Here is a 25,876-nt window from a genome sequence, read left to right on the forward strand (position 1 = left end):
CCAGCAATATCGCCGCCAGATAGGTGCCAATATAGAAAAGTCCGAATAAGCGACCAATTTCATGTTGCATCATTTACTCCCCTTTTTTTGGGTAATAAAAGGGTGCCCGACTCGATAAATCCGAGTCGGGTTCCCTTATTTGTGCAGAACCTCTTTTTTAGGGCGATCAGCCCTTGGCTGCGCTGCGCAATTTCGCCTTGAGCGCGCTGTATTCAGTCTGGACGTACACTTCCGCCTCAGGCTGATTGTCGATGCGCTCGATCTTCACCGCGCAGTACTTGTACTCCGGCGTGTGGGAGACGGGATCGACGTGCTCGATGGTGAGCTCGTTGCAGGCCCCGATCCACCACTGGTAGGTCATGTAGACCACCCCGGCGTTGACCCGGTCGTTGTAGTTGGCCCGGGTGATCACCTTGCCACGGCGCGACGAGATCCAGACCAGCGCCTGATCCTTCACCCCAAGCTTTTTGGCATCGCTCGGGTGGATCTGCACATAGCCCGGCTCATCGGCCAGGGTTTGCAGCGCCGAGCAGTTGCCGGTCATGGAGCGGCAGGAGTAGTGACCTACCTCGCGCACGGTGGAGAGCACCAGCGGGTACTCGGCACAGGGCTGCTCCAGCGGCGGCCGCCACTCGGAGGCGATCAGCTGACCCTTGCCGCTCGGGGTGGTGAACACGTTCCCCTCGAACAGAGTGCTGGTGCCCGGGTGATCCTCGGTCGGGCAAGGCCACTGCACGCTCTTGAGATCGGCCATCTTGTCGTAGCTGACCCCGGCATAGAGCGGGCAGAGCGCGCGCATCTCGTCCCAGATCTCTTCGGTGTTGTGGTACTCCATGGGATAACCCATGGCGGTCGCCATCAACGAGAAGATGGCCCAGTCCGGTTTCACGTTCTCAGGGGGCGTCACTGCCTTGTAGAAGCGCTGGAAGCCGCGATCCGCCGAGCTATAGACCCCTTCGTGCTCGCCCCAACTGGTGGCGGGCAGAATGACGTCGGCCATCTCGGCGGTCTGGGTCATGAAGATATCCTGCACGATCACCAGCTCCATCCCCGCCAGGGTACGGCGGAACTGACCGAGATCGGCCTCGGTCTGGGCCGGATCTTCCCCGAAGATGTAGAAGGCCTTGCACTTGCCCTCCTCCACCTTGTGGCCAAGCTCCGTCAGGCGATAGCCGGGCTTTTGGGAGAGCGACTCCACGCCCCACGCCTTGGCGAACTTGGCGCTGATGGCGGGATCGGCCACCGACTGATAGCCCGGGAACTGGTGGGGCAGCATCCCCATGTCACAGGTGCCCTGCACGTTGTTCTGACCGCGCACCGGCCCGCAACCGGTACCGCGACGACCAAAGTTGCCGGTCAGCAGCGCCAGACCCGCCAGCCCCTTTACCACGTCTACCGCCTGACCGTACTGGGTCACCCCCATGCCCCACAGGATCATGGACGCAGGCGACTCGGCGTAGGTGCGAATGGCGGCGCGGATATCGGCGGCTTTCAGGCCAGTGATCCCCTCCACATATTCCGGGGTGTACTTGGCCACCGTCGCCTTGAAGGTCTCGAACCCTTCGGTGTAGTTGGCGACAAATGCCTTGTTGTAGAGCCCTTCATTGATCAACACGTTGGCGAAGGCGTTAACCAGCGCCATGTTGGAACCGTTTTTGAGCGGCAGCCACTGATCGGCGATACGGGCGGTCTCCACCATGCGGGGATCACACACAATCACCTTGGCCCCGTTTGCCTTCGCCTTGAGGATATGGCGGGCGACAATGGGGTGAGAGTCAGCAGCGTTGTAACCAAACACCAGCAGGCACTTGGTCTCTTGAATTTCGGGAATGGCGTTGCTCATGGCGCCGTTGCCTACAGTTGTCTCCAGACCGGAGACTGAGGGTGCGTGTCACACCCTCGCGCAGTGGTCGACGTTGTTCGTCCCAATCACCGCACGGGCAAATTTCTGCATCACATAGTTGGCTTCATTGCCGGGGCCACGGGCAGAGCCGGTGGTCATGATGGCGTCCGGGCCATATTTCGCCTTGATGGCAGAGAGTCGGCTGCTGGCGAACGCGATCGCTTCATCCCAGGAGACGGCCTCGAATTTGCCACCGCGCTCGCGGCGGATCATCGGGCTCTTGAGACGGGGGGTCAGCAGGTTGGTATCGTTCAAAAAATCCCAACCGTAATAGCCCTTGAGGCAGAGCTGCCCCTCGTTGGTCCGGCCGTTGGCGCCTTCGGCCCCCACCACCTTGTCGTTTTCAACCAGCAGGTTGATTTTGCAACCGGTGCCGCAATAGGGGCACACGGTAATGACTTTTTTCATGACTCACACTCTTGTTTGTTAACGAAAAACGGCTCGGCAAGCCCGCTCACACCCGCGCTGGCATCGCCAGCAGTGCCTCGGCACTGGCCAGCTGTTTCTGCCGGTTCAGGGTTTCAAGATGCTCCGGCGTGACCAGCCGCAGCGCCTGGGTCGGACACACCTCGACACAGGCCGGGCCCGCCTCGCGGTGACGGCAGAGATCGCACTTGAGCGCCTGCGCCTTGGTCTGCGGACGCTTGAAGAGCGGATCGCCAGCGGGTGCCACCTCTTTGAGCACCACCGCCATGGCGCCGTAAGGACAGGCCACCACGCAGGACTTGCAGCCGATGCAGCGCTCCTGCAACACCTTGACGCAGCCATCCTCACTGACGATGGCATTGTTCGGGCAGGCCATGGCGCACGGCTTGTCTTCACACTGGCGGCAGAGCACCGGCGTGGTCACCTTGCTGCCCACGATCACCTTCAGGCGCGGCTGAAAGTAGCTGTCCCTGGAGACCAGATGTCCATCCTCGATGGCAAGATGCAGGCCGCCCTCCCGCTCAAGGGTCCCGCTGCAAGACCCTGACTGGTGTGAAACGGCGCAGGCCACCTCACAGGTACGACACCCAATACAGAGACTGGGATCTGCAATCACGAAGCTGTTCATAGAGAGGGATCCTAAATGGTTCGTTACACCGGGCCGCCCGCCGACAGGCAAAGAGGCGGCCAGCCCCCCACAAAGCATTTATCAGACCAAAACGGGCCAAAGGTGCGATAAAAATTTACAAACAACTGAAAATAAAGGAGTAATCAGAAAGAGAAGCGTGCTGAATGCCACCTCTGACGAGGGTGACGACGGGCTGGGAAGTGTGATCGACACGACAAAAGTGACGAGCTCGACACCGGCTGACCAGCCTCTGCCCCAGCCGCGTGACGGAGCCGTTCAGAGGAGTTGGCAGCCAGGATCGGCCGCCCCAAACCGGACAAGCGGAGGGACGAAATCCCGGGAGAAAAGCCATACCAAGGGCCAAAAATGGGCTGTGCAGCACGCCAAAGCCGCTTGAGGCGATGACAAGTTGTTTGGTTTTGCTATCGAGCTGGCAGACAATCATCAAGTCAAACCGAACAAAAGTGGGCCGATTATTGACTGATTTGTTGAGCCAGAGCCGGTTTTAGGCCCCTGCCCCTTCAGTTTTCTATCCCTCCGGTTAATATGTGCCAGTTGGCAACCTAGCTTCATAGGAGACACATGCAATGTTTTCACTGAGAAAATATGAAAAAGTTCCTATCGCAATATCTTATTTTCATTTCTTCAAAATTAAATCATTAAATTAGTTCAGCTAAATAAAAAGGAATTTCATTATGTCACAACCATATACCTCCGAAACTTTTAATTATAAAGAAGGTGATTTAAAGTCATCTTTTGCTCTTGCGCTAAAAAACATCACAAAGTTCGGCGACACTGATATATTCCCATTTCCTTATGAAACCAGAATGTTCTCTGACATATTTAGTACAACTATTGAGTCACTTGAGCAAACACATTCAAAATTCAAAGAAAGATTAAATGAATGCCCACCAGTAAACATAAGTACATGTTCGACGGTTGGTTATAATGGTTATCGTTGGGCAACACAAATAGACCCTTATTGGAATGCATATTTCCTTGGCATAGTTCTCTTCATAAGCAATAAAATTGAAAAAGAACGAGTTCCTAACGACAATGTTTATTCCTATCGCATTTTACCAGACTTTAGTAAAGGTTCTATATTTGATAAAGACATTAACTGGAGAAAATTCCAAGAAGACAGTCTTGAGCTTGCCAAAAATGACCCATCAATAAACTATGTATTGACGTGTGATATCGCTGATTTTTACACGAGAATATATCACCATCGTTTAGAAAATGCTTTAGATAGAATAAATCCCAAAAAAGATATCTCTTCCAAAATAAAAAAGCTAATTCAAACATTTTCAGGAACCAATTCTTATGGCCTGCCTGTTGGAGGGCCTGCAGCACGAATATTGGCTGAACTCGCCTTGGATTCATTAGACCATATACTATTAATTAATGGCGTTAGGTATAAAAGATATGTAGATGATTTTTTGATTTTTTGTAAGACCAAAGAAGAGGCTCATTCTATTCTTACATTAATCAGTAGAAAGTTGATGGAAAATGAAGGGCTAACCCTTCAAAAACATAAAACAAATATTTTATCAAAAGATGAATTCACCTCATTGACAAATACTAAATTACAGGGTTTGGATGAAGATGAGGGGTCATCTATGAAAGCCAAATTTATGAGTCTTCCAATAAGGTTTGACCCTTACTCAGAAAATGCATATGAACAATACGATAAAGTAAAAGAGTCTCTCCGAGATTTTGACTTATTGGGCATGTTAAGTAATGAATTACAGAAATCAAAGATCAACCAACCTTTTAGCAAGCAGCTAGTTAGGGCTTTTGCAGCAACTAATGATAAAGTTTTATCGAATGCATTTAATATTATTTTTGATGGCATTAATGAGTTATACCCAATATATAATACTATCATGCAAGTAACAGCAACTAACTGGGGACGTTTTAACGCTGAGACCCAAGAAAAGATTTGGTCAAAACTCATTGAATTAATTAAAACTGACTCTTTCATTTTAAAGACGGAACTCAACTTGGCATACACCGTCAAAGTATTCGCTAAACAAAACAGTGTACAAGGACAAACTATACTATCCGAAATATACAAGTCAAACACCGATAGCATTCTTATTAAACTTGCAATTACCCAGGCAATGGCAAAATGGAATACACATTACTGGCTATCGGAACTCAGAAGAACCTTCTCAACCATGACAACATGGCAAAGAAGACTATTTATTGTTACCTCTTACTTACTAGGTGATGAGGGAAAACATTGGCGTGACCACAACAAGGATAAATTTAATTTTATCGACTCACTTTACAGCGAATGGGGAGCGTTAAGAAAAACCAGTAGAAACTTGGAGGAAGCGCTATGATCTCTGAAGCTACATTTGCCAAAAAGTACACTTCTTTTTGGAATGAAACGTTACCAAACTCGAAAAACTATGTCCGATTAATCAATGGAGGCCTGCTGCAACCAATCTATGAACCCTTCCCCCCAGCAGAAAGGAAAAACAATACGGCATTAGTAAACGTACTATTTTTTAACATGTTCAGACATGCAAGTAATAACAGACTGAATTTTGACATTTTTAACAATCCGTCTTTTTTTGAAAGTTTAGATTTCATTCAACTACAAGACGCATCTATTAAATACTTATCAAAATTTAGCTATGGTAATGATTGTGATTTGCCATTATCAAACATTGAAAAAAGACAAACTCTTCAACTTTTTCAAGCTATCTATTCTAGATACATGCTCAGCCGCAAGAAATATATAGATGATAATATTACATTGATTATAGATCCCGTGTTCGACGGCTGTGGATTTGTCAATGAGTCAACTGGTGATTTTTTATATGGAAATACTCTAGTTGAAATAAAGTCAGGGGAGCGCAGTTTTAATGCTATAGATGTCAGGCAAGTTCTTACATACCTAACACTAAATCACTTTTCAAAAAAACCATTCAAAATTGATAAGATTGAATTATTTAATCCAAGAATGGGCATATCATTTTCAGAAAGTGTAGAGAGCTTTTGTAAAAATCTAAGTGCATTGAGTAGTCAAGAACTTTTTTCTGAAATCGAAAAGTTCATAGTTGAAAATAATTTCATTGAAGTATATGGCACTTGATTTATCAGCCATATTTTCGGTAGGGTGCAATAAGCGAAGCGCATTGCACCTCTTGCCTTTTTTAATATTTGGTGCAATTCACTTCGTTCATTGCACCCTACGATTACATTTTAATGGAGTAAGATTTGATGAATATAAAAATCCATAATGAACATAAAGATGACATTTTCAATGTTCTTGTTGATAACCTTAGACAATTTAACTTTGATAAAATGGGTGAGGAACGCTCCCAACCTTTAATTGTTGCCATTCATGACGATAATGACGAAGTTGTCGGTGGCATTGCCGGACGAACTATTTATCATCAACTGTTGATCGAAGTGCTTTGGGTACACAATGACAAGAGAGGACAGGGGCTTGGCATTCAATTAATGGAGATTGCTGAACGCGAGGCAAAAAAACGGGGATGTATCGCTGCTCAAGTCGACACCCTCTCATTTCAGGCACCCAAATTTTATGAAAAAATGGGATTTAAAATAGTCGGTAAAGTGAGCGGCGTTAAAAATAGTCCTGACCGCTACTTTTTATTGAAGCACTATCATGGAGAGTAATAATTACCGTAGGGTGCAATAAGCGCAGCGCATTGCACCTCTTGCCTATTTTAATACTTGGTGCAATTCACTTCGTTCATTGCACCGTACATTTTTCTCCTTTAGCAAATAAAGACTCCATTGCTACCCAGCGCCCTCCCCTTTACCATCCCGCCAGCAATTAATTAGTCACTATTTTATCGTCTATTTTTCACTCACCTCGGTAAAAAATAGTGGCCAAACCACTTCGCTAGATAAAACAAACAGTTGCCTACGTCATTGTGGTCCATTTCAATCGCCGGATAATTAATTCTCTTACTCAAATTGAACTTTTGATTATTTATAACTGAGCATAGTCCCGCAAAGTGTGTGTCATTATAAGCTTAATGACAGATGAACAGACTGTGTTCCATGACAAGCAGATCACTATTCCGTTAGCGCCCTTTCCCATCGCAATCCATTAATTCTCTCCCGATTAAATATCACGACTCTCTTGGTAGGTCGGGCAGCTGTGCGTTGGCAAACGTGTAAACATCAAACTGACAAGATGAACTCATGAACTGTGATAAACAACAAGCCACTCCCGGCGTTATGCTGGCGGCGATTGGCGTAGTCTATGGCGATATCGGCACCAGCCCGCTCTATACCTTGCGCGAGTGCCTGTCAGGTCAATTCGGATTCGGCGTCGAGCCGGCCTCCATTCTCGGCTTTCTCTCGCTGATCTTCTGGCTGCTGATCCTGGTGGTGTCGGTCAAGTACCTCTCCTTTGTGATGCGGGCCGACAACGCCGGCGAGGGTGGCATTCTCACCCTGATGTCGCTGGCGACCCGCAACGCCTCCACCCGCTGGACGCCACTGCTGATCATCCTCGGCCTGATTGGTGGCAGCTTCTTCTATGGCGAGGTGGTGATCACCCCGGCGATGTCGGTGATGTCGGCCATCGAGGGGCTGAGCATTCTCACCCCCGCCCTCGACCCCTATATCGTCACCCTCTCGGTGCTGGTGCTGACCCTGCTGTTCGCCATCCAGAAACATGGCACCGCCATGGTGGGCAAGCTGTTTGCCCCCATCATGCTGATCTGGTTTATGACGCTGGCGGTGCTGGGGCTGCGCGGCATCATCCACAACCCCGAGGTGCTGGGTGCGCTCAACCCCATCTGGGCGGTGCGCTTCTTTGTCCAGTACCAGACCACCTCCTTCTTTGCCCTCGGCGCCGTGGTGCTGGCCATCACCGGGGTGGAGGCGCTCTACGCGGATATGGGCCATTTTGGCAAGAATCCCATTCGCCTCGCCTGGTTTATCGTGGTACTGCCCTCCCTGGTGCTCAACTACTTCGGTCAGGGGGCGCTGCTGCTGAGCAACCCCGCCGCCATTGCCAACCCCTTCTTCCTGCTCGCCCCGAAATGGGCGCTGGTGCCGCTGCTGCTGCTGGCAACCATGGCGACGGTGATCGCCTCCCAGGCGGTGATCTCCGGGGTCTTTTCGCTGACCCGGCAGGCGGTGCGGCTCGGTTATCTCTCCCCCATTCGCATCGTTCATACCTCCGAGCAGGAGTCCGGCCAGATCTATATTCCGGTCATCAACTGGATGCTCTATATCTCGGTGGTGATCGTCATCATGAGCTTCGAGCACTCCAGCAATCTGGCGGCGGCCTACGGCATCGCGGTGACCGGCACCATGGTGCTCACCTCCATCCTCTCCTGCTCGGTGGCCAAGAACAGCTGGCACTGGAACAAGTATCTGGTGGCCATCCTGTTTGCCGCGCTGCTCTGTATCGACGTGCCGCTGTTTGCCGCCAACCTCGCCAAGATCTTCTCCGGCGGCTGGCTGCCGCTCACCCTGGGCGCTGTGATGTTCACCGTGATGACCAGCTGGAAGAGCGAGCGTTTCCAGCTTATTCGCCGCCTGAACGAGCACGGCAACTCCCTTGAGCCGATGATCGCCTCGCTGGAGAAATCCCCGCCGACCCGGGTGGCTGGTACTGCGGTCTATATGTCGCGGGTGGTCAATGTGATCCCCCATGCGCTCCTGCACAACCTCAAGCACAACAAGGTACTGCACGAGCGGATCATCCTGCTCACCCTGCGGGTGGAAGAGGTGCCCTACGTCCACAATGTACGCCGGGTCTGCATCGAGCAGCTCTCCCCCACCTTCTGGCGGGTAGTGGCAAGCTACGGCTGGCGCGAGACCCCGAACGTGGAGGAGATCTTCCACCGCTGCAACGCCGAGGGGCTGAGCTGCCGGATGATGGAAACCTCGTTCTTTATGGCCCACGAGTCGCTCATCATGAAAGACCGCCCCTGGTATCTCTATCTGCGCGGCAAGCTCTTTATGCTGTTGCAGCGCAACGCCCTGCGGGCGCCGGATCAGTTCGAGATCCCGCCCAACCGGGTTATCGAGCTGGGTTCGCAGGTGGATATCTGATGGCGGGTTGATGGCCTCTTGATGGCATTGAAAACCTCAGCAAATAGAGAGGGAGGCATTGGCCTCCCTCTTCTTTTCCGTTAACCCCGATTACCGCCCCCTCATCCCCAACCCTTCTCCCGCAAGGGGAGAAGGGAGCAAACCAGTGCAGTTGATTGTGAAACAGTTTTTAGGAAACCTGATGCGCGTTCACCAGTTGCAAGGCATTGAAATGACGATGTAAACAGCCCCTCATGGCCCGCAGCAGTGCAGAGGTAACGCAGACAAAGCTTGCAGAGCCGAGCAATGAGCTCGAGTACAGCGGGCGGGAGCCGGGCATTGCTCCAGATAGTGATTAGCATTGATAATGGTCATAGGCTTCGCGTGTGTTGATTGTGTTTAGCGATAAAATCAGATCACCATCGAAGCCTTTTTTACATCTATTTCAATTGGTTGCCGCTAAAGATCCGGAACATGAAGCCATGATAGGGATTCTGGGTGTGGCAGTTGTTTGGTTTTACTATCACAGCTCGCTGACTATCACTTCACCAGACTGCGCAACCAGCTGATCTCCTCGCCCCAGATGGACTCGTCTATGGTCTCGAGGATCAGCGGAATGCGATCGAAGCGATCATCATTCATGATGTGGTGGAATACCGCCTCTCCCAGATTGCCCTCCCGCAAGCTGTGGTGGCGATCGACCCGGCTGCCGAAGGTGCACTTGGCGCCGTTGATATGCATCCCCTTGAGATAGTGAAAACCCACCGTACGGTCGAACTCGGCAAAGACGGCAGCGCAACTCTCTGCGGTGCGCAGATCGTAGCCGGCGGCAAAGGCGTGGCAGGTATCGAAACAGATCCCGACACGGCTCTTGTCCTCCACCCCTTCGATGATGGTGGCAAGGTGCTCGAACGACCAGCCGAGGTTGGTCCCCTGCCCGGCGGTATTCTCGATCACCGCCGTCACCCCTGCACTGCGCTCCAGCGCCCAGTTGATCGACTCGCTCACCAACTTGAGGCTGGCCGCCTCAGGGATCTGCTTGAGATGGCTACCGGGGTGGAAGTTCAGATAGCAAAGCCCCAGCTGCTCGCAGCGTTTCATCTCGTCGAGAAACGCATCGCGGGATTTGGCCAGACCATCGGGATCCGGGTGGCCCAGATTGATGAGATAGCTGTCGTGGGGCAGGATCTGCTCCGGCAGAAAACCGGCCTTGTCACAAGCCGCCTTGAAGGCACGGATGGTGGCATCCGACAAGGGGGCCGCCTGCCACTGACGTTGATTCTTGGTAAAGAGGGCAAACGCGTTGGCCCCGATGGCCTGGGCGCGGGCGATGGTATTCTCCACCCCGCCGGCCGCACTGACGTGGGCTCCGATATATTTCATACAATCTCCTCGATACGGCAAGCCGCCATTATGCCGATCCCGCCCGGCCACGCCAAACCGGGATATCCGATAGCGGGTATCGACAAATAGTGCCGCCTATACAAGGCGCTGCGTTTCATGGCGTAATCGGCCTTCGCTGTGGCAACCTCTCCCCAGAAGGGATAGTTAGAGCCCGCCCACGCCAGCATGGCGCCCATAAAAAACGCAACGTATCGCCTGAGCAATAACGCTGCGTCTTTGGGTCTCTCGGCCGTCCCCCTTGCCGTGGCCCGAATGGCCAGCGACAAGGGAGCAAGAATGCGCGGGGAGAGTCGTCTTAGAAGGGCATCTTGAAGCCTGGCGGTAGTTGCATGCCACCGGTCAGTTCGCCCATCTTGGCCTTGTTCTGCTCTTCCACACGACGCACGGCATCGTTGCAAGCGGCGGCAACCAGATCTTCCAGCAACTCCTTGTCATCTTCCATCAGGGAGGGGTCGATCTCGATACGACGGACGCTGTGGCTACCGGTCATGGTGACCTTGACCATGCCTGCACCGGCTTCACCGGTCACTTCCATCTGAGCCAGCTGCTCCTGCGCCTTCTGCATACGCTCTTGCATCTGTTGGGCCTGTTTCATCAGGTTCCCCATTCCACCTTTACCAAACATATGTCGTCTCTCGTCTTGAAATCCGGCATCCAGCGCCGGGCTGTGGGCTTGTCTGTCCTAGATGGGGACAGCCAAACTGCTTTTCAACCGGAAGCGAGCTCCCGGCCACGGAATTTAGCGGTTGAGGGGCTCGATGCTCTCGTGATGGAGCACGGCACCAAACCGCTGAACTAAAAACTGTACGTTGGGATCCTGCTCCAGATCCCGGGTCACTTGCTCGCGCACCCCGAGATAAAGGCGATGCTCGATCTCGAGGGGGGTCTCCTGGTCAGGCACCACACCGAGCGTCACCTCGACCTGCACCGGTTGACCCAGCGCTGGTCCAATGATCTCGGCCAGATCGGCGCGCGCCTTGTCGCTCACCAGATGGCGCTGCTCGGGCTTGAGAGTTAGCAGTACCTTGTCCCCTTCCCGCGTCATCACCGAGTTGATGGCCAACTGGCGCAGCCGCCCTCCCACCTGAGTGTGGGCGATCAACTCGGCCCAAGCATCGCCGCAACCATTGAGTAGCGAGGAGGGGATAAGGCGAGTCGCCTCCCCCTCTTGCGGCTCGCTGTTGCTTTCGAGCTCATCCCAGTCGATGGTCTCCATCACTGGCTGAGGGGGTTCATCCTGCGTCACAGGGGCAGCAGCCACTGCCGTGCTTGCAACGGGCGGCTGGGTCGCAGGGGCGAGCGTCACCGCAGGCGCCGCAGCACTGCGTTCACCGGGTCGATAGCTCGGCTGCCCGTCGAGATCCCAAGGTGGCAGATCGGTTGGCTGGGCCGGTGCCGTGACAGGGGCGTGGCTCATCACCTGAGTCTGCTCGGCAAAGCCCTGATTGAGGTACTCCTCGTAATCGCCGTTATCAACCTGCGGCTCGTAACCGTCGCCATAGAGATCCACCGGTGGCAGATCATCATAGTGTCCCATCGTCGCCATCCCCTGCCCGGCCGGTTGGCTGACAGAGACTGGCTGTTGGGTGACGGCCGGAGCAGCAGCGGGCGCGACAGGACGAGCTGGCGCAACCGGCACCGCGCGCGGCGCGGGCGCCGCCGGGGCATCTTGACCACGCTGGCGGCTGCGCAGCATGTTTCGCTTGCCAAGCAGACTCTGCATGCTCGATACCGCTGAAACAGCTTCAGGAGCGGTAACCAGCGCGGTTGTCGGCTCGAGCGTAGGCTCGAAGGGGGCGGTCAGCGGCTCGCCACGGGAATAGTCGGTATCGGCTGCGGCAGACTCTCGCTCATCAGCATCTGCGGGCTGTGCAGCCGAGTGCGCAGACACATCGGGCTGCACATGGGGTAACGCGGGCTCGGGTTGATACCCCATGCCCGCAGCTTCACGCAGCAGCTCATCCTGCTGGCTGAACAGCTCGGCGGCTTGCGCCTCCTCCTCGCTGTCGGCGGGGTTGCCGATGTCATCCGTCATCGCAGGCAGGGAGACATCAACCGCGGGCACTGCACAGGTAGCAACAGGGCTGGCTAGCGGTGCAGGCACGGCGCCGCTGATCGGTGCCACTGCGGCCGATTCAGCGGCCGGGCGCTTTCCCGGCAAAGAGGCAACCGAAGTAGCGCAGCTCGCCGCACTGCTCGTCATTGACGGGGGCAGCGCGGTGAGGCTGGCCGGATGCAGGGCATCGCGCCTTGGGGAGAAGGCGAGCATCCGCAGGCAGGTCATCTCCAGCGCAGTGCGGCCATCGGGGGCCCAGGGCAGATCTTTACGGCCACCCAGCACGATCTGGTAGCAGAGCTGCACCTCTTCCGGGCTCATCGCCTTGGCCAGTTGCAGCAGGGAATCAGCATCCGCCCCCTGTTCCTGTACGCTGGCAGGCAGCAGCTGCGCCATGGCGATGCGATGGAGCAAGCCTTCCAGCTCGGCGTGGAGCTGATCAAAATCGGGGCCCAGGGTGGCGATCTCAGTGATCTTGGCCATGGTCGCGGGAGCATCTTGCCGCAAAATGGCTTCCAGCAGCTGGTGCAGATGGCGGTGATCGAGCGTGCCCAGCATCGCCAGCACGCTGTCGAGGCGCACGCTGCCGTTACCGTGGGCCAGCGCCTGATCGGTCAGGCTCAGGGCATCGCGCATACTGCCGTCGGCGGCTTTGGCCAGTGCCAGCAGGGCGCGCGGCTCAAACGGCTGCCCCTCCTGATCCAGCACCCATTCGAGCTGCTTGGCAATCTGGGTCTGATCCAGACTCTTCAGATGAAACTGCAGGCAGCGCGAGAGAATGGTAATGGGCAACTTCTGCGGATCCGTGGTGGCCAGCAGAAACTTCACATAGGGGGGCGGCTCTTCCAGGGTTTTCAGCAGCGCGTTGAAGCTGTGGCGCGACAACATGTGCACTTCATCGATAAGGTAGACCTTGAAGCGGCCACGGGCCGGGCGGTACTGCACGTTGTCGAGCAGCTCGCGGGTATCTTCCACCTTGGTGCGGGATGCCGCGTCAATCTCTAGCAGGTCGACAAAGTTGCCCTTATCGATCTCGCGGCAGGTATCGCAGACACCGCATGGGTGGCTGCTGATTCCCTGCTCGCAGTTGAGGCTCTTGGCCAGAATACGGGCGATGGTGGTCTTGCCGACCCCACGGGTACCGCTCAGCAGATAGGCGTGATGCAGCCGTCCCTGATCCAGGGCGTTGGTCAAGGCGGTCAGCACATGTTGCTGGCCTACCACTTGTTCAAACGTATGGGGGCGCCATTTACGCGCCAGAACCTGATAGCTCATAAATCCATCATGCAGGGAAGACAGGGCATTGAGGCCGGATGCTAACACAAATGGCGGGCTGGCTGTATCGGCTATCGGTCAGAGCGGGAGGGATCGCTTGATTTTCAAACCGATGCCCGCACGGGCACCGGTTCAATGCAGGCCCGATGCAGAGGATCGGGCCGAAGAGGTATTACTCGCCGGCCAGCTCGACCAGTGAGACCACCTTGATGCCAGCGGCAGTCAGGCGGGCATCGCCACCCAGAGACGGCAGGGAGATGATGAAGGCCGCATCGGCCACTTCACCACCTGCGCGGCGGATCAGCTTGACGGTCGCATCGACGGTACCACCGGTCGCCAGCAGATCGTCCACGACCAGCACTTTGTCACCGGGCACGATGGCATCGGTGTGCAGTTGCAGGGTGTCAGTGCCGTACTCGAGGGCATAGGACTCCTCGATCACTTCGCGCGGCAGCTTGCCCGGCTTGCGAACCGGCACGAAGCCCAGCCCCATGGCATAGGCAACCGGCGCGCCAAAGATGAAGCCGCGGGCTTCGGTGCCAACAATCTTGGTGATCCCTTGATCACGATAATGATTGGCCAGCAGATCGATGGTGGCCTTGAAGGCCTCAGCGTTCTCGATCAGGCTGGTGATGTCACGAAACAGAATGCCCGGCTTCGGATAGTCGGGAATGGTCTTGATGCTTGCTTCGATAAATTTCAGGGTTTCCGGATTCATGTGTTGACCGCTTATTTTTGACCCAGGGGTGGCCATTTTTTCTCAATTCCCTTCTGCGGGAAATAAAAAAGCCTGTCACGCAAAAATGACAGGCCGACTCCATAGCATTATTGCTGCAATAGCTTAGGGACTTCACTTCACCATTGCAACTGGCTCCAGCACCGGCAGGCGCATTAACCAGGTGAGCAGGATCACCATTATGACAACCAGCAGCCCCTTGACCCACAGCAGTGGCACCACCGCCAGCGACACCGAGAAAGTGAGCAAAATGAAGATAATGGCGCGCCGTCTGGCCTGACGACGAATACCGCGATACTGCTGCCAATCCACGATGGGCGGGCCAAACCAGGGATGGGTCAGCAACCAGCGATGAAAACGGGGCGACGAGCGGGCAAACAGGGCTGCGGCCAGCAACATGAAGGGGGTAGTCGGCAACAGGGGCAGCACAATGCCCACAATACCGGTGGCAAATGCCAGCCACCCGAGCGCCATCAGACACCAACGCTTCATTCCTTCTCCTTGCGTGATTTATCTCCCTCTAGCCTAACAGAGTTTGAGCGGGTGCTGACAGCGGGCCGCAACCCCACTACAATCTGCGCTCTTTTTTCTTGCCACTCTCGTCGGAAAGCCGTTATGCGCGTTATTTTGGCCCCCATGCAGGGGGTACTGGATCACCTGATGCGGGAGGTTCTCACCTCCGTCAATGATTACGATCTCTGCGTGAGCGAGTTTATCCGGGTCGTCGATCAGCTGCTGCCCGCCAAGGTGTTCTACCGCCTCTGCCCTGAACTGCTGCAAGATGGTAAAACCCGCGCAGGCACCCCGGTGCGGGTACAACTGCTGGGGCAACACCCCGAGTGGCTGGCCGAGAACGCCCTGCGCGCCATCGAGCTGGGCTCCCCCGGCGTCGATCTCAACTTCGGCTGTCCCGCCCCTACGGTCAACAAGAGCAAGGGCGGTGCGGTGCTGCTCAAAGAGCCCGAGACCATCTACCGCATCGTCAAGGCGGTGCGCGAGGCGGTGCCTGCCCATCTGCCGGTGAGCGCCAAAATTCGCCTCGGTTACGACGACAAGGATCTCTATCTGGAGAACGCTCAGGCGGTCTTCCAGGGGGGCGCCAACGAGCTGGCCGTTCATGCCCGCACCAAGCGCGAAGGCTACAAGGCACCCGCCCACTGGGAGTATGTGGATGCCATTCGCCGCGCCCTGCCCATCCCCGTCACCGCCAACGGCGAGATTTGGGATCACAAAGATGCCCTCGCCTGCGCCAGGGTCTCGGGTTGCGATGCCCTGATGGTCGGGCGCGGCGCCATCTCCCTGCCCAATCTGGCCAACGTGATGAAAACCGGCTGCCCGCACATGAGCTGGGCCGAGGTGCTGCAGTTGATGGTGAGCTATACCGAGCAGGATCTGGCCAGCGAAAAAGCCGACTACTACCCCAGCCGCATCAAACAGTGGTTCAGCTATCTCAAGCGGGAATATCCCGAAGCGGACCTGCTGTTTCAGGAGATCCGGGTGCTCAAAGAGACGGATCCGATCCGCGATGCACTGCTGCAAGCAGCCAAAAGCCACAGCTAACCACGTTTAACTTGACGCATATCATCTTGATAAAGTTATCGGATCCCTATACTGCCCCGAATCTGTCGTCTGTCCTGTGGGGGATAATGTGTGTGAAATGACGCAAGCACAGTTGACTGTCTGGCGTAATCGCCTGCTGTCAGACTGGGCCCAAGTAAGAGAAACGCTGATCGGTCAGCTTAAAGCCTGCCGCCGTGACGAATGGGCCGAACAGGTCGGTCACTGCGAGCAGGATCAACTGGTGGAACTGACCAGCCGGCTGGATCTGCCGAAAGTAGAGCAGAGCGTGGCCCGCCTCAAGCGGATCGATGCGGCACTCTGCCAGATGGATCTCGGCCTCTATGGCCTCTGCTCCGATTGTGAAGAGCCGCTTTCCATCGAACAGCTGGAACAGGATCCGACCCTGCAACGCTGCCCGCGCTGTGAAACCCGCTATCGCAAGGGATTCCACGCCCACGAACTGTGAGGGATGCACATCTGTGCATCCGCTCAACCCTCAGCACTGGTTACTCCGTCGTTCCTGTCCAATACTCACCGTATCAGCCTGTTCGAGGGTATGCGTTGTGTACAGACTCTTGTTGTTATGGTGTTTGTGTTGCCAGGCTACGGCACAGGAGTCATTGGTCGTGGGCTGGGTCGACTGGCAGCCCTTCAGTTATCGCAATGAACAGCAACAGCTCCGCGGACTGGATGTGGAGCTACTCAATGCCATCTTCCTGCGGGCCGGTTATCAGGCCAAATTCAATGAAATGCCCTGGGCTCGCGTGCTGCACGAGCTGAAATTCGGCACGGTTCAGCTGACCATGTCAGCCAATATCACCGCCGAGCGGCAGCAATATGCCCGCTTCAGCCACCCCTATCGGGAAGAGGAGACGGCCATCATCATCCGTCGGCAAGATGTCGAACGCTGGCGCGGGATCACTACCCTCGAGCAGTTGATCAACACCCCCGACTTCCATATCGGGGTGCTCAAGGGCTTTGATTACGGCAATACCTTCCGCCAGTTGATGGCAAGGCACGAGCTGCAGCCTCGCTTGCAGATGCGCCTGCGGCTGGATCAGCTGCTGAAGATGTTGCAAGGGGGACGGATCCAGGGGTTTATTCTGGATCCCCACGGACTGCAGGGGTGGCAGGGTAAGGATGAAGCGCAGGATCAGCTGCATACCCTGCTGCGTATCGAAGTCACGCCGGTTCACCTGATGCTGAGCAAAGAGAGCACTACTGAGGCGCAACTGCAGCGGATCAATCAGGCTATCGATCAATTGAAACAGAGTCCCGACTATCAGCAGATCCTCGATCGCTATCAGTTCAGATCCCTGCATTCACAGGAAAACACTCATAAGTAAGGGGAGCATCAGCTCCCCTTACTGTCTCAAGCAAACCCAATCCTGTCTCAAACAACCCTGGTTGCAACTTGCCAGGACATTTTGGTCACCGATAACGTGATGGGTTAAACCTGGCTATCAGCGTCCCAGCACAATGTCGGCAAGGTGGGCGAAGTGGTGGATTTCGTGGGTGGCATCGCACTCGCCCGTTTGCCGCGCCGGGTTGTACCAGCAGGTTGCCAGCCCCTGCGCCGCCGCCCCGGCAATATCGGTTTTCGGATTATCCCCCACCATCAGCACCCGCGCAGGATCCGGCTGCCCCATCAGGGAGAGGGTGTGCTGGAAAATAGCTGGCGCCGGCTTGGTCACCCGGATCTCGTCGGAGATCACCAGCGGCTCGAACCACTCGCTCCAGCCCAGTTTGCCGAGCCGTCCCCGCTGAGGCACGCTGAAACCATTGGTGATAATCCCCATCCGCACCTTGCTGCGCAGCTGCTGCAGGGTCTCGACCACCCCTTCGAGAGGCATGCTAAGGGAAATGATTTGCTGCAGAAAGGTGTTGTTCATCGCCATGGGATCGGCGGCAACCTGCTGGGCAAAGAGGGAGAAGCGGGTCTGCTGCAACGCCGTTGCATCGATCTCGCCATCGTTGTACTGCTGCCAGAGCCCGTGGTTGAGGGCGTGGTACTGCGCCATGCTGGCGTCATCAGCCTGTACACCATAGATCTGCAGGGTGTGCGTCAGCGCAGAGGCGACCGGAAAATCGAGCAGGGTTTCATCCAAATCGAACAGCACCCAGTCATAGCTTGGTTGTTTCACAGAAATCCTTGTTATCATTCAGATTGTTCAGAGGCTTGGCGACCAACTCTGCCAAGCGGGCTGGCCAGCAGATCCAGCGTGAGGCGCACGCCAAAGCCGGTCACTTCGCTGGAGACCACCCCATTGCCCCCCTTGTTGCGAAAACCGCTCAGGTCGAAGTGCAGCCAGGGGGTCTGCTCGGGCACGAAGTGGGCGAGGAAACGGGCCGCATCAATGTGATCCGGCGAACTGCCCGGCGCACACTGCAACAGATCGGCCCACTCGCTCTCGATATTGTCGTCGTAATCGTCATCAAGCGGGAAGGGCCAGATCCGCTCACCGCTGCGCTGACCCAGATTGACCAGCGATGCCATCCATTCGCTGCGATTGGTAAAGACGCCGCTGTAGCGGCTACCCAGCGCCCGTTTGCAGGCCCCGGTCAGGGTCGCGTAATCGAGCAGCAGATCTGGGGTATCCTGCACCGCCATCGCCAGGGTGTCGGCCAATACCATTCGCCCTTCGGCATCGGTATCGACCACCTCGATGGAGGTGCCATTGATGGCAGTCACCACCTCGCCGGGACGATAGGCATGAGGGCCGATATGGTTCTCGGCAATGGCCAGCCAGCAGTGCACCTCGTAAGGCAACTGGGCTCGACTTATGGCGTAGAGGGTGCCGAGCGCCACTGCACTGCCCCCCATGTCCAGATGCATGCCATACATGCTGCCGGAGACCTTGAGGTTGTAACCGCCAGAGTCGTGGCAGATCCCCTTGCCCACCAACGCAATGCGACGCACCGGTTTGGGTGGATAGTAGCTGAGCTTGACCATGGCTCCCTGATTGTCTTCCGAGCCACGAGCAACAGCCAGAAACGCCCCCGCCCCCAGCTCGGCTAGCTGCGCCTGATCATAGTGATGGCACTGCCACCCCTCATCTTGCGCCAGCTTGCTGACAAACTCGCGATAGCTGGCGGCCGTCAGCTCGGAGGCAGGCAACACCGCCAGATGGCGAGCCAGTCCGTTGCCCCCCGCTTCGCTGTAGAGGCGCGCCAAGTCCAGCACCACCGCGGGTGAAACCTTGATCTGCTGGTAGCTCCAGCTGCTTTCACTGCGGCGCTTGCTGGTGGGCAACGAAATATTGGCGGCAAGCAGGGCCGACAACATCACTTCGGCCAGTATCACTCGCTCGGAGGGAGAAAAACCTTCCAGATGCAGCCCGAGGCGCTCCACATTAAGCCCAGAAAGAGGAGCAATCCAGCCTCTGATCTGTTTATAGAGGCGGTGATCCCGCGTCACACTGCTGGCCACAAACATCACCTGCAACAGGGTATTGCCATGCATCAGGGTAAAGGGCGCTTTTTTCCCCAGCGCAAGCTGGGTCTGGAGACCCGCAAGGGCGGGCAGCGAAAGCAAGGACTCCTTCTGCTCTTCGGCGATCAGCAGCAGTTGCAACGGCAGCCCTTGGGCAAGGGCTTCGGCCAGCGTGGCATCCCGGCTTTCAATAGCAGGAGGAAGATAGGTGAAGGGAGTGATCACAGGCGCGTGCCTCATCCATGAAGAGATACCTGATGATACCCAACAAATGGTTGATACGACCAGTTTTGGTCTTGAAAAAGCGTCAGAAATAGCAGCAATCACCAGATGGTGACGAGCATCAAGAAGGATTGTTCAATGATTGGCGATACAGGAAGGGAACGTTCAGAAAGTTGGTTGCGGGGGCCGGATTTGAACCGACGACCTTCGGGTTATGAGCCCGACGAGCTACCGAGCTGCTCCACCCCGCGTCCGAATTGTCACCCTCAAGCCGAGCAGTAGCTTGGTGGCGTTTGTCTGCTTTCGACTGTTTACACAATCGCAAGCTGACGAAAAGTTGGTTGCGGGGGCCGGATTTGAACCGACGACCTTCGGGTTATGAGCCCGACGAGCTACCGAGCTGCTCCACCCCGCGTCCGAATTGTCACCCTCAAGCCGAGCAGTAGCTTGGTGGTGTTTCTCTGCTTTCGACTGTTTACACAATCGCAAGCTGACGAAAAAGTTGGTTGCGGGGGCCGGATTTGAACCGACGACCTTCGGGTTATGAGCCCGACGAGCTACCGAGCTGCTCCACCCCGCGTCCGAATTGTCACCCTCAAGCCGAGCAGTAGCTTGATGGCGTTTGTCTGCTTTCGACTGTTCACACAATCGCAAGCTGACGAAAAAGTTGGTTGCGGGGGCCGGATTTGAACCGACGACCTTCGGGTTATGAGCCCGACGAGCTACCGAGCTGCTCCACCCCGCGTCCGAATTGTCACCCTCAAGCCGAGCAGTAGCTTGGTGGCGTTTGTCTGCTTTCGACTGTTTACACAATCGCAAGCTGACGAAAAAGTTGGTTGCGGGGGCCGGATTTGAACCGACGACCTTCGGGTTATGAGCCCGACGAGCTACCGAGCTGCTCCACCCCGCGTCCGAATTGTCACCCTCAAGCCGAGCAGTAGCTTGGTGGCGTTTGTCTGCTTTCGACTGTTCACACAATCGCAAGCTGACGAAAAAGTTGGTTGCGGGGGCCGGATTTGAACCGACGACCTTCGGGTTATGAGCCCGACGAGCTACCGAGCTGCTCCACCCCGCGTCCGAATTTTTTCTCGAAGTGGCCGAGCAGTAGCCAGTTCGATTTCTCCTTTCCCACCAACCGGTTACACCGGCTTGACTGGTCAGGATCTCAGATGGTTGCGGGGGCCAGATTTGAACTGACGACCTTCGGGTTATGAGCCCGACGAGCTACCGGGCTGCTCCACCCCGCGTCTGAGGTCGCCAATAATAGGCGCCAGCGCACAGATTGCAAGTAAATATCTCAAAAAAAGTTTATTCGTAGATTAATCGGACAAATAGTGCGGTCATTAGCAGCATCATGCTGTTTTTTCAGGCAATCGAGTCCTTGCCAGGCATCCGGCACTACACTCAATAAGGTGAACACTCCTCATTTTGGGTAGGTAGAATATGCGCATCTCCGCCGGTCACTGCCGTCAGTTGGGGGCCACACCCGACAGTAACGGCGTCAACTTCGCGATCTGGGCACGCCTCGCCAGCCGGGTCGAACTGCTGCTCTTCGCAAGCGCAGACGATGCGACCCCCGAGGTGATCCCCCTCTCCCCGCGCCTCAACCGCACCGCCTACTACTGGCATATCCATGTGGAAGGGATCTCGGTCGGGCAACGTTACGCCTATCGCATTCAGGGCCCGTGGCGCCCATATGGCGGCACCCGCTTCGATGCCGAGAAGGTGTTGCTCGACCCATACGGCCGCAGCATCGAGCTTGGCGCCAATTACGATCGATGGGCGGCGGCCCGTCCAGGCAGCAATCTGGCTTGTTGCGCCAAGAACAAGGTGGTCGATACTCGCCACTACGACTGGGAAGGAGACAAACTGCCCGCTCACTCCCTTTCCCGCTCGGTGATCTACGAATTGCATCTGGGGGGCTTTACCAAGTCCCCGAGCTCCGGAGTCGATCCGGCGCTGCGTGGCACCTATCTCGGATTGATTGAGAAGATCCCCTACCTGCAATCTCTCGGTGTCACCGCCGTCGAGCTGCTGCCGGTGTTCCAGTTCGATCCTCAGGATGCGCCCAAAGGACTCTCCAACTACTGGGGTTACAGCCCCATGTCCTTTTTCGCCCCCCACGCCCAATACGCCTGCGGCGATGATCCGCTGACCGAATTTCGCGACATGGTCAAGGCGCTGCACAAGGCCAATATCGAGGTGATCCTGGACGTGGTTTACAACCACACCGCCGAAGGGGGTGATGATGGCCCCACCTTCTCGTTTCGCGGCATCGACAACGAGGCCTACTACATCCTCGACAACAACCAGAAGGACACCAACTATTCGGGCTGCGGCAACACCTTCAACGGCGCCCATCCGGTGGTGCTGCGGATGATCATGGACAGCCTCCACTTCTGGCGTCAGGAGATGCACGTCGATGGCTTTCGGTTTGATCTGGCCGCCATTCTGTCGCGGGATGAATCGGGTCAGCCGCAGGCCAATGCGCCAACCTTGCGCACCATAGATACCGACCCCAATATCGCCGACATCAAGCTGATTGCCGAAGCCTGGGACGCGGGGGGGCTCTATCAGGTGGGGTCACTGGCCGGCGCCCGCTGGCGTGAGTGGAACGGCCAGTTCCGGGATGATGTGCGCCGCTTCCTGCGCGGGGATGACAACAGCGTCACCGCCTTTGTCGAGCGGCTGTGCGGCAGTCCCGACATCTACCACTATCACCACGCCGATCCCGAGAAAAGCATCAACTTCGTTACCTGCCACGACGGTTTTACCCTGTGGGACTGGGCCAGTTACAACAGCAAACACAACGAGGCCAACGGGGAGGAGAACCGTGACGGCTGCGATCACAACTTCAGCTGGAACCACGGCCATGAAGGGGTAACGGAAGATCCCCAGATCAACGCCCTGCGGATGCGCCAGGCCAAAAACATGATGGTAGCGACCCTGCTCTCGGTGGGCTCCCCCATGCTGCTGATGGGGGATGAGCTGCTGCGCACCCAGCGGGGCAACAACAACGGCTACTGCCAGGACAATGCCACCTGCTGGATGAACTGGCTGCCCAATGCCCGCAGTCAGGAGATGTTCCGCTTTATGAAGGAGCTGATCCAATACCGCAAACACCTGTTCCAGCGCCCGGAGCAGGAGAGCATGCCGCTGTCACTCACCGAGATCCTGCGCCACAGCGAGATCTGCTGGCACGGGGTCAACGCCGGGCAACCGGATTTCAGTCCCCACTCCCACGCCATCGCCATGTCGGCCCTGTCGAGCGAGACCAAGCTGGCGCTCTATGTGCTGTTCAACGCCTACTGGGAGCCCCTCACCTTCAACCTGCCGAGCCCGCCAAAGGGGGTCGGCGGCTACTGGCGGCGGATCCTCGATACCGCCCTCCCCTCGCCGCAAGATATCTGCACCTTCGGCATGCCGCTGGAGGGATTGACCCGGGAGTATCTCGCCCAACCGCGCAGCAGCTGCCTCTTTATCTGCGGGGCCGACGATTTCTATTGATCGATAGCTGCTAATTGATTGCTGTTAATTGATAGTAGCGATACCTGCAAGCCAGATATGCAAAAGCCCCGAGTGTTGGCTCGGGGCTTGCTCCTTTCAGCGCCAGTGTCAGATCAGCTGGTGCAACACACTGGTAGCGGCGATCTGGGCGATCAGCAGGCCACACAGGGAGGTGGAGACCACCACTGGCGCGGTATCACGCTGCAAGTAGAGCGGGCTGAACCAGAGCAGCAGGGAGGCCACCAGCAGCGCTGCTTGGGTCACCACCGCCGGGATCAGGGCATCGAGATTGGCCTCACCCCCTTGCCAGCCCACCAGCACTGCCAGCCAGACAAGGCTGGCCATCGCCCCCACCAGACCGGCCAGCGGCAACAGGGTGTTGAATGCCTTGAGGCGGTGACGAGCCCGCAGCAGCATCAGGTGGGCAAAGGCCGCCCCCAGCATCGCCATCTGCAGCAGACCGCTCACCCAGCCCTGCAGTTGCAGCAGCCCGATGCCATAGAGAGCGAGCGGCAACGCCGGTAGCCAGAGCTGTGTCGAGGGGACTGAACGCTTGCCCTCCAGCCGTGACTGGGCCAGTGACAAGCCAACCCCGAGCACCAGCGCGGCCCCACCACTCCAGATGAGCCAGCTGGCCGCCTTGGCTTCCACCGCCAGCATCAGAGAGAGCGCGGTAATGACCCAGATGGAGAAGAGCTGCTGAGTGATGCGCGCGCGCTGGCCAGGGCAGATATCACCGCGCCACAGCACGATACCGAGGGCGATCAGGGCGCCAAGCGCCATCAATCCGGTGAGGGGAAAGAGCCAAAAAGGGAGTTGGACGAACACGACGCCTCCAGCAGTAAAGATTCGAGGTGCGCCACCGGGGCGCCAGAGAGGGGCGAGTATACCCAAACCGGCGGCTATCCCCAATCGCGACAAACAATCGTGGGCAAACAATCCGGGGCAATTTGCCGCCAGCACAGCCCACCTTGAGGGGCGCCCTGCTGGCAGCCATATCCATAGTGACGGGATGCAGCGCTGGCTTTAGCCCTGACCGCGGGCCAGCGCCACCACCCGGGCAAACATCTGGCGGATCACCGGCGGAATATGCTCGGCGCCGAGCCGCTCCGCCTCTTCCACCACCGCCAGCGCCATTCCCGGCTTGCTGCGGTGATGGATCGCCTTGTTGATGATGTGACTGGCGCTCCACATGGCGCGCCCGCCCACCCCGGCCTCGCGACGAAACACAGCTTCAAAACCGTTGTGATAGAGGTAGTGCTCGATGTCGGCGGCAGGGAGCTGGGTCAGTCGGTCCCGCTCCCGCTCTCCCTTGAGCTGGCCCCGGGCCGAGGTGGCATACTTGAGCCCCGCCTCGTCGCCATCGGTCAGCAGGTGCCACTCGATGCCAAAATCCCGCGCCACCTTGATCAGCGGCGACTGGCCGCACTGGGCAAACTCGATGATCCGCACCCCCTCGGCCCGCAAACTGTAACCGCAGATCTGCGCCAGCTCGGAGAGCAGCCAGATCTCGGTCTCCCCCTCCACCAGCAGCCAGCAACGGGCAAACAGCGACATGGGGCGGTTAATCCGCACGTGGAAGGCGATCTTGCGCAGATCGTCGCTGCTGTAACGCTCGCCCCCCAGCTGATGACAGAGGATATCCTGCTGACGGCGCACCAGCCGCCGCACCTGATTGAGCGGCAGGGAGGAGAGCAAGTCCCCCGAGTTGGTGGTGAGCAGCTTCTGACCCGGCAGTTGTTCCAGCAGCCCCCACGCCAGCGCCAGCATGGTCGGATGCAGCCGGCTCTCCGGATCCTCCAGGATCATGATGGGACGGGCCCCCTCCTCCAGTTCGCGGTTGCCCCGCGCTTGCAGCAGAGTAGCTGCCATCCCCGCCATCGCCAGCTGCAGCGCGCGGTTATCGGCGCGGCGCAGCAGGGTATGCAGGTTGCCCGGATTGCGCAATGTCATGGGGCGATTGATGATGTCGCGCTGACTGCGTGGCTTGTTCTTGATGGGGGCCAGGGCGTTGAAGTAGTGATCCATCAGCTGGCGCACCGCCTGCAACGCCTCTTTGAGCTCCGGTTCGCCGATCCGCTGGGGTTCGTCGATCAGCTTGTCCGCCAGCTCGCTCAGGCGATGCTCGGAGAGATCTCCCCACTGCAATGTCTCCACCCCGTTGCGAGCGGTACGGGCGTCCCGCAGCCGGAACACCGGGTTCATGGTGATGAGCATGCAGACCAGCTCGTGGGTATTGGCGATGGGCAAGCTCTTGCCTACCCCGTCGAGAAAGTCGTGAATGGTGAGCACAGAGCCATCCGCCTGCATCTCGGCGCTGGCGCGATAGTGAATGCGGTGGAATTTGTCCTTGTGCAGCACCCAGGAGGGGCAAAGACGGGCCAGCCGACGGGAGTGCTGACACATCTGGGGTCTGTGCTCACTGAAGGTGAGCACCAGTTGCAGGTGGCGCGCCGGGGCCAATTCGGGATCTTCCGGTTGGTGAAAATCCTCAGCGGTGAACTGATAGGGCTCGGCATCCTGCCCCAGCAGACACCAGAGGGCGCGCAGCAGGCTCGATTTACCCCAGGTATTCTCACCGATCAGCACAGTGGTCTGATCCAGCCCGAGCGACAGGCGATTTATACCGCGAAAACCTTTGACTTCAATACGTTCCAGAAACATCCAGCCGTGTCCACATCATTGTG

Annotated in this window: 19 protein-coding genes, 7 tRNA genes and 1 pseudogene; 8 read left to right on the forward strand and 19 right to left on the reverse strand. The window is 56.8% G+C overall.

Features of this window, described 5'->3' with window-relative positions:
* Nucleotides 1–166: 166 nt before the first annotated feature.
* Both fdhF and I6L47_RS03780 read right to left on the reverse strand, forming a co-directional pair.
* Nucleotides 167–2,311: a formate dehydrogenase subunit alpha gene (gene fdhF / locus I6L47_RS03775; protein WP_139435270.1), complete on the reverse strand. Its 2,145-nt coding sequence runs from the start codon at nt 2,309–2,311 to the stop codon at nt 167–169.
* 46 nt (nt 2,312–2,357) lie between these two features.
* On the reverse strand, nt 2,358–2,957 hold the full coding sequence (locus I6L47_RS03780) for a 4Fe-4S dicluster domain-containing protein (RefSeq protein ID WP_216948703.1): 600 nt from the start codon (nt 2,955–2,957) through the stop codon (nt 2,358–2,360).
* A 695-nt stretch (nt 2,958–3,652) separates the two neighbouring features.
* Between I6L47_RS03780 and I6L47_RS03785 the strand changes: the two genes are divergently transcribed.
* The 4 genes from I6L47_RS03785 to kup all read left to right on the forward strand — a co-directional run bounded on the left by I6L47_RS03785 (nt 3,653) and on the right by kup (nt 9,017).
* Nucleotides 3,653–5,305, forward strand: coding sequence for an RNA-directed DNA polymerase (locus tag I6L47_RS03785; protein WP_216948704.1), 1,653 nt, complete (start codon nt 3,653–3,655; stop codon nt 5,303–5,305).
* On the forward strand, nt 5,302–6,063 hold the full coding sequence (locus tag I6L47_RS03790; protein ID WP_201957201.1) for a hypothetical protein: 762 nt from the start codon (nt 5,302–5,304) through the stop codon (nt 6,061–6,063). The genes I6L47_RS03785 and I6L47_RS03790 overlap by 4 nt, the downstream gene beginning before the upstream one ends.
* Before the next feature lie 128 nt (nt 6,064–6,191).
* Nucleotides 6,192–6,614, forward strand: a complete 423-nt coding sequence (locus I6L47_RS03795; RefSeq protein WP_058057622.1) for a GNAT family N-acetyltransferase — start codon at nt 6,192–6,194, stop codon at nt 6,612–6,614.
* A gap of 534 nt (nt 6,615–7,148) precedes the next feature.
* Nucleotides 7,149–9,017 carry a low affinity potassium transporter Kup gene (gene kup, locus I6L47_RS03800; RefSeq protein ID WP_216948705.1) on the forward strand — a complete coding sequence of 623 codons (1,869 nt, stop codon included), beginning with the start codon at nt 7,149–7,151 and terminating at the stop codon, nt 9,015–9,017.
* A gap of 172 nt (nt 9,018–9,189) precedes the next feature.
* On the opposite strand, the pseudogene I6L47_RS03805 reads toward kup, so the two are convergent.
* The 6 genes and pseudogenes from I6L47_RS03805 to I6L47_RS03830 all read right to left on the reverse strand — a co-directional run.
* Nucleotides 9,190–9,371: pseudogene (locus I6L47_RS03805) on the reverse strand (IS4 family transposase); the annotation flags it as partial.
* A 165-nt stretch (nt 9,372–9,536) separates the two neighbouring features.
* The gene (nfo, locus tag I6L47_RS03810) at nt 9,537–10,379 is read right to left on the reverse strand and encodes a deoxyribonuclease IV (protein WP_216948706.1); all 843 of its coding nucleotides are present in this window, start codon (nt 10,377–10,379) and stop codon (nt 9,537–9,539) included.
* Between the two features lie 316 nt (nt 10,380–10,695).
* Nucleotides 10,696–11,025 carry a YbaB/EbfC family nucleoid-associated protein gene (locus I6L47_RS03815; RefSeq protein ID WP_005333445.1) on the reverse strand — a complete coding sequence of 110 codons (330 nt, stop codon included), beginning with the start codon at nt 11,023–11,025 and terminating at the stop codon, nt 10,696–10,698.
* A gap of 114 nt (nt 11,026–11,139) precedes the next feature.
* Entirely contained in the window at nt 11,140–13,731 is a 2,592-nt protein-coding gene (gene dnaX / locus I6L47_RS03820) for a DNA polymerase III subunit gamma/tau (RefSeq protein ID WP_216948707.1), read from the reverse strand.
* A gap of 172 nt (nt 13,732–13,903) precedes the next feature.
* Nucleotides 13,904–14,449, reverse strand: a complete 546-nt coding sequence (apt, locus tag I6L47_RS03825) for an adenine phosphoribosyltransferase (protein WP_005352403.1) — start codon at nt 14,447–14,449, stop codon at nt 13,904–13,906.
* Between the two features lie 132 nt (nt 14,450–14,581).
* Nucleotides 14,582–14,959, reverse strand: coding sequence for a YbaN family protein (locus I6L47_RS03830; RefSeq protein ID WP_005352406.1), 378 nt, complete (start codon nt 14,957–14,959; stop codon nt 14,582–14,584).
* A gap of 123 nt (nt 14,960–15,082) precedes the next feature.
* On the opposite strand from I6L47_RS03830, the gene dusC reads away from it, so the two are divergent.
* The 3 genes from dusC (at nt 15,083) to I6L47_RS03845 (ending at nt 17,373) form a co-directional block, all read left to right on the forward strand.
* Complete coding sequence (gene dusC / locus I6L47_RS03835) at nt 15,083–16,027, forward strand: tRNA dihydrouridine(16) synthase DusC (RefSeq protein WP_005352409.1); 945 nt, start codon at nt 15,083–15,085, stop codon at nt 16,025–16,027.
* A 97-nt stretch (nt 16,028–16,124) separates the two neighbouring features.
* Complete coding sequence (locus I6L47_RS03840; RefSeq protein ID WP_005333451.1) at nt 16,125–16,493, forward strand: hypothetical protein; 369 nt, start codon at nt 16,125–16,127, stop codon at nt 16,491–16,493.
* Nucleotides 16,494–16,653: 160 nt separating this feature from the next.
* Nucleotides 16,654–17,373 carry an ABC transporter substrate-binding protein gene (locus tag I6L47_RS03845; RefSeq protein WP_216948708.1) on the forward strand — a complete coding sequence of 240 codons (720 nt, stop codon included), beginning with the start codon at nt 16,654–16,656 and terminating at the stop codon, nt 17,371–17,373.
* Nucleotides 17,374–17,490: 117 nt separating this feature from the next.
* On the opposite strand, the gene yjjG is transcribed toward I6L47_RS03845, so the two are convergent.
* The 9 genes from yjjG to I6L47_RS03890 all read right to left on the reverse strand — a co-directional run bounded on the left by yjjG (nt 17,491) and on the right by I6L47_RS03890 (nt 20,929).
* Nucleotides 17,491–18,171 carry a pyrimidine 5'-nucleotidase gene (gene yjjG / locus I6L47_RS03850; RefSeq protein WP_216948709.1) on the reverse strand — a complete coding sequence of 227 codons (681 nt, stop codon included), beginning with the start codon at nt 18,169–18,171 and terminating at the stop codon, nt 17,491–17,493.
* Nucleotides 18,172–18,185: 14 nt separating this feature from the next.
* Nucleotides 18,186–19,685, reverse strand: a complete 1,500-nt coding sequence (locus tag I6L47_RS03855; protein WP_216949314.1) for a leucyl aminopeptidase family protein — start codon at nt 19,683–19,685, stop codon at nt 18,186–18,188.
* A 171-nt stretch (nt 19,686–19,856) separates the two neighbouring features.
* Nucleotides 19,857–19,933: transfer RNA gene (locus tag I6L47_RS03860), tRNA-Met, on the reverse strand.
* An 87-nt stretch (nt 19,934–20,020) separates the two neighbouring features.
* Nucleotides 20,021–20,097: transfer RNA gene (locus I6L47_RS03865), tRNA-Met, on the reverse strand.
* Between the two features lie 88 nt (nt 20,098–20,185).
* Nucleotides 20,186–20,262, reverse strand: a tRNA-Met gene (locus tag I6L47_RS03870).
* Between the two features lie 88 nt (nt 20,263–20,350).
* Nucleotides 20,351–20,427: transfer RNA gene (locus I6L47_RS03875), tRNA-Met, on the reverse strand.
* A gap of 88 nt (nt 20,428–20,515) precedes the next feature.
* Nucleotides 20,516–20,592: transfer RNA gene (locus tag I6L47_RS03880), tRNA-Met, on the reverse strand.
* An 88-nt stretch (nt 20,593–20,680) separates the two neighbouring features.
* Nucleotides 20,681–20,757, reverse strand: a tRNA-Met gene (locus I6L47_RS03885).
* Nucleotides 20,758–20,852: 95 nt separating this feature from the next.
* Nucleotides 20,853–20,929, reverse strand: a tRNA-Met gene (locus I6L47_RS03890).
* 196 nt (nt 20,930–21,125) lie between these two features.
* On the opposite strand from I6L47_RS03890, the gene glgX reads away from it, so the two are divergent.
* Nucleotides 21,126–23,189: a glycogen debranching protein GlgX gene (gene glgX / locus I6L47_RS03895; protein WP_058058466.1), complete on the forward strand. Its 2,064-nt coding sequence runs from the start codon at nt 21,126–21,128 to the stop codon at nt 23,187–23,189.
* A 108-nt stretch (nt 23,190–23,297) separates the two neighbouring features.
* On the opposite strand, the gene I6L47_RS03900 is transcribed toward glgX, so the two are convergent.
* Both I6L47_RS03900 and I6L47_RS03905 read right to left on the reverse strand, forming a co-directional pair.
* Nucleotides 23,298–24,017: a hypothetical protein gene (locus I6L47_RS03900; RefSeq protein WP_216948710.1), complete on the reverse strand. Its 720-nt coding sequence runs from the start codon at nt 24,015–24,017 to the stop codon at nt 23,298–23,300.
* A gap of 198 nt (nt 24,018–24,215) precedes the next feature.
* Nucleotides 24,216–25,853 carry an ATP-dependent endonuclease gene (locus I6L47_RS03905; protein WP_047439493.1) on the reverse strand — a complete coding sequence of 546 codons (1,638 nt, stop codon included), beginning with the start codon at nt 25,851–25,853 and terminating at the stop codon, nt 24,216–24,218.
* Nucleotides 25,854–25,876: the final 23 nt, after the last annotated feature.

The organism is Aeromonas sp. FDAARGOS 1417 (assembly GCF_019046985.1).
GTDB classification, from domain to species: domain Bacteria; phylum Pseudomonadota; class Gammaproteobacteria; order Enterobacterales; family Aeromonadaceae; genus Aeromonas; species Aeromonas veronii.

Coding starts and splice junctions, on each gene's coding strand:
- I6L47_RS03780 (WP_216948703.1), bottom strand. CDS start 2,957: ATGAACAGCTTCGTGATTGCAGATCCCAGTCTCTGTATTGGGTGTCGT.
- I6L47_RS03785 (WP_216948704.1), top strand. CDS start 3,653: ATGTCACAACCATATACCTCCGAAACTTTTAATTATAAAGAAGGTGAT.
- I6L47_RS03790 (WP_201957201.1), top strand. CDS start 5,302: ATGATCTCTGAAGCTACATTTGCCAAAAAGTACACTTCTTTTTGGAAT.
- I6L47_RS03795 (WP_058057622.1), top strand. CDS start 6,192: ATGAATATAAAAATCCATAATGAACATAAAGATGACATTTTCAATGTT.
- kup (WP_216948705.1), top strand. CDS start 7,149: ATGAACTGTGATAAACAACAAGCCACTCCCGGCGTTATGCTGGCGGCG.
- nfo (WP_216948706.1), bottom strand. CDS start 10,379: ATGAAATATATCGGAGCCCACGTCAGTGCGGCCGGCGGGGTGGAGAAT.
- I6L47_RS03815 (WP_005333445.1), bottom strand. CDS start 11,025: ATGTTTGGTAAAGGTGGAATGGGGAACCTGATGAAACAGGCCCAACAG.
- dnaX (WP_216948707.1), bottom strand. CDS start 13,731: ATGAGCTATCAGGTTCTGGCGCGTAAATGGCGCCCCCATACGTTTGAA.
- apt (WP_005352403.1), bottom strand. CDS start 14,449: ATGAATCCGGAAACCCTGAAATTTATCGAAGCAAGCATCAAGACCATT.
- I6L47_RS03830 (WP_005352406.1), bottom strand. CDS start 14,959: ATGAAGCGTTGGTGTCTGATGGCGCTCGGGTGGCTGGCATTTGCCACC.
- dusC (WP_005352409.1), top strand. CDS start 15,083: ATGCGCGTTATTTTGGCCCCCATGCAGGGGGTACTGGATCACCTGATG.
- I6L47_RS03840 (WP_005333451.1), top strand. CDS start 16,125: ATGACGCAAGCACAGTTGACTGTCTGGCGTAATCGCCTGCTGTCAGAC.
- glgX (WP_058058466.1), top strand. CDS start 21,126: ATGCGCATCTCCGCCGGTCACTGCCGTCAGTTGGGGGCCACACCCGAC.
- I6L47_RS03905 (WP_047439493.1), bottom strand. CDS start 25,853: ATGTTTCTGGAACGTATTGAAGTCAAAGGTTTTCGCGGTATAAATCGC.